This window comes from Synechococcus sp. R55.7, assembly GCF_047461955.1.
Taxonomy (GTDB): Bacteria; Cyanobacteriota; Cyanobacteriia; order Thermostichales; family Thermostichaceae; genus Thermostichus.
In genome coordinates, this window is the sequence record NZ_JANSIC010000087.1 from 2,326 (window position 1) to 3,931 (window position 1,606).

The following is a 1,606-nucleotide window of genomic DNA, read 5'->3' on the forward strand; positions in this document are numbered from 1 at the left end:
CCAGTTATCCCCCAAGGTCTCCAGCCGCGGCTCCACCAGTTGCCAGCTTTGGTTGACATCAGGGATCCCCTCCCCTGCTACCGGGGTTGGCGCAGCGGCTCCCCCCAGGATCTTGGGAGCGATAAAGGCGGCTACTTTCTGGATCGCCCCATCTTTGAGGGCTGCCCAGGCCAGCGTGCCCCCGCATTCCCAGAGGGCACTCAGACACCCCCGCTGAAAGAGCACCTGTGCCGCCCGCGAGGGGGTTACTTGGGGCAGATGCAGCAGCTCCACCCCCTGCTTGGCCAGGGATCCCCACAAAGGATGGGTTGCCACAGCTTCTGTGATCACCAACGTCGGCGCTTCTTCCACCTGCCACAGATGGGCGACGGGAGGTAGGTTCAGGGAACGGCTGAGGACCACCCGCAACGGCTGGGATCCCTGCAACTCCGCCAGACGACAGGTGAGGCGCGGATTATCCTGCCAAACGGTTCGGGATCCCACAATCACCGCATCGTGCCAGGCCCGCTGTTGGTGAACCCATTGCCGCGCCAGAGGGTTGCTGATCCAGCGGCTGTGGCCGGTGGCGGCGGCGCTCTTGCCATCCAGGGTCATGGCGTATTTCAGCAGGCCGAAACACTGTTGCCGCACAATGGCGAAGGCAAACCCCTCGTTCAGCTCCTGGCACTCCCGCTCCAGCACTCCCACCGTCACGTCGATCCCCGCCTCCTGCAGGCGTCGGATCCCTTTGCCGGCCACCAAGGGATTGGGATCCTGCATCCCCACCACCACCCGCCGGATCCCGGCAGCTAGGATGGCCTCGGTACAGGGAGGGGTACGGCCATAGTGGTTGCAGGGCTCCAGGTTGACGTAGAGCGTTGCGCCTCTGGCCAGGGATCCCGCCTGTTGCAGAGCCAACACCTCGGCATGAGGCTGCCCTGCCCCCGGATGAATGCCTTCTCCCACCACCCGATCCCCCTGCACGATCACGCAACTCACCCGCGGATTGGGAGAGGGACGCTGAGGTGTGGAACGGGCCAGGGATAGACACCGTTCCATCCACTGCTGATCCGAAATCATAAAATGGGCATCCGCTCCAGAGCGGCTCAAGCCGGTGACAAGGCTGCCAACTTGCGGTTGAAAGCTGCAATTGCCTTGGATTCTAGCTCTGCCACCTGCAATGCGTAGTCGCGGGCGCGGGCCTTTTGTTCGTTGCTGACAATCTCTCCCGAACGCAGGCGATCCAACAAATCTGAGGGATCCAACACCTCATCCATCGGGAAGCGGCCCAGATGAATCATGATCGGCAGGCATATTCTTCGCCAAGAATCAGAGCGGAAGTGAGCGTGGGTGATTCCCTCTCTCCCAGCTTGAGGGTGGGACGAGCCTTGCGGCCAACCACCACCTGGCGATGGGTCTCGATCACTGCTCTGGCCCGATCCAGATCTTGATTTTTCCAATCCACAGCCAGCCTGAGGCGGTGGGCGATGAAATCCGCAGTGGCGATGTAGAGCAGAGAAGGATCAAAGCATAAACCCGCGTCTGGGCAGTTGACGCCACCGTTGCACAAAACGCCGGGAAGGTGATCCCCGCCTCCACCACCGTGGTCACCCCTGAGCGGATCCCC

The 1,606-nt window shown here is 62.3% G+C and carries 3 protein-coding genes; all 3 read right to left on the minus strand.

Going from position 1 to position 1,606, the window contains the following annotated elements; translation table 11 throughout:
* On the minus strand, nucleotides 1–1,059 hold a 1,059-nt coding region (ribD, locus tag NW820_RS06340; RefSeq protein ID WP_414407004.1), incomplete at its 3' end, for a bifunctional diaminohydroxyphosphoribosylaminopyrimidine deaminase/5-amino-6-(5-phosphoribosylamino)uracil reductase RibD.
* Between the two features lie 26 nt (nucleotides 1,060–1,085).
* Nucleotides 1,086–1,280, minus strand: a complete 195-nt coding sequence (locus NW820_RS06345; protein WP_414399558.1) for a hypothetical protein — start codon at nucleotides 1,278–1,280, stop codon at nucleotides 1,086–1,088.
* A partial coding sequence (locus tag NW820_RS06350; protein ID WP_414407005.1) for a hypothetical protein occupies nucleotides 1,277–1,606 on the minus strand: 330 nt, incomplete at its 5' end. The genes NW820_RS06345 and NW820_RS06350, both read right to left, overlap by 4 nt.